General features: G+C 50.8%; 1 pseudogene. It reads right to left on the bottom strand.

From position 1 onward, the window contains the following. Nucleotides 1-1317: 1317 nt before the first annotated feature. Nucleotides 1318-1527: pseudogene (locus tag BLT27_RS20310) on the bottom strand (thrombospondin type 3 repeat-containing protein); the annotation flags it as partial.

Here is a 1527-nt window from a genome sequence, read left to right as displayed (position 1 = left end):
CTTCGCCTCGTCGTCGCTATCACCAACTACGAACGCGGAGACAATCCGGGAAGTACGATCATCACGGTGTGAGAAGAGTTCTATGACACCCTCTTCACTGTACAAGTCCCTAGAATCGATGTTTAGTGAATATGGCTTCTGGGTAGATACTTGACGCCATTCAGCATCGTTTTGATTCCGAATAACCGAGTTAGGTGGTACAAAGGCCTCCATTGATATCTCACCGAGTAGGGCCCATTTTGCATCGCCTGTTGGGAGGTTATCGTCTCGAATGATGAGATCAACCGTCTCCGTTCCAGGCTCAATAACCCCAGTTGGATTGATAATTTCTGCATTGGAGTATTGACTCTCCAAAGAAAATCGATAGTTCGTTGCATAGTCTTCTTGTTCTATATTATTTCCTTGATTGAATACATTCACAGTGACTCTCACGTAATCGTATTCAGAAGGTTCTAAGTTGTATCCCTCAACCCAACCCGGTTTCATAATCTCTAATGGGGGTTCAGATGTGTACTCATCATTATGCGCAGTCTTATATGTGTCTCGAGTATTATCACTCCTAAACCCATACTCGTTAAAAGACGGGATCAGGTTTCCATCTTGTTCCTGTGCTAACGTTACGATACTGAAACCGACAGTGAGCCGTTCACTAATACTTGGGTTGGTGCCCTGATTAACCTCTTCACCGTCGTCCAGCGCTCCTCCATCCGTATTCTCATGTGCTGGATTCGCGATCTGCTCGGTGATGACTCTCTCTTGGTAGTAACCACGCAGCTGCCCGTCAGGATAGACGTACCCGTACTCGACGTCGATCTCTTCACCGTCCTGTAGCCCGTCTTGGTCAGAGTCAGCGTTGTAGGCCGAGAGTCCATCCAAGGACCGTCCCTGCAGCCCTTGAGAGACCGGTGGGTCTTCTTCCCAGTAGTCGTATAGACCGTCTCCATCACTATCTCCGACAACACGAGATGTGAACACGGCCATCTCCTCGCCAGGAGCGGTCTGTATCTCCACCTCAATGAACTCGCCACGGAACTCGGTGATATCGATAGTTGCGACTTCCGTCCTCGCCTGAACGGAGGAATCGAGCGAGACGTGCTTCGTTTCTTCGGAATCTAGCCCAGTGATTACGACGTTCGGGGAATACCGGTCATCTACGGGTTCGGATTGGTAGATATACTCCAGGTCAAAGGTTGCCGTCTCTGCGTATTCAGACACGTAGTGCGTCATGTCCGTTTCATCGAAGAGAGGCTCATCCTCGTCACAGCGAGCGCCAACCCCGTCGAAGTCCTTGTCCTGTTGTTCGTCACTGGCTATCTTCGGGCAGTAGTCTTGCTCATCGGTGAATGCGTCTCCATCGTCGTTCGGATCGCAGGCGTCGCCCTCTCCATCGCCATCGGTATCGAGTTGGCCTTCGTTCGGAGTATCAACACAGTTGTCCTCGTCATCCGAGACTCCGTCACCATCGCTATCAGGTTCGTCATCCCCACCACTGCCACCGGTATTACCGTCGTCTCCACCACTGCCACC

Origin of the sequence: Haloarchaeobius iranensis, from assembly GCF_900103505.1 — an archaeon.
GTDB classification, from domain to species: domain Archaea; phylum Halobacteriota; class Halobacteria; order Halobacteriales; family Natrialbaceae; genus Haloarchaeobius; species Haloarchaeobius iranensis.
The sequence above is the reverse complement of the archived record's forward strand: the minus strand, read 5'-3'. Positions and strand labels throughout refer to the sequence as shown.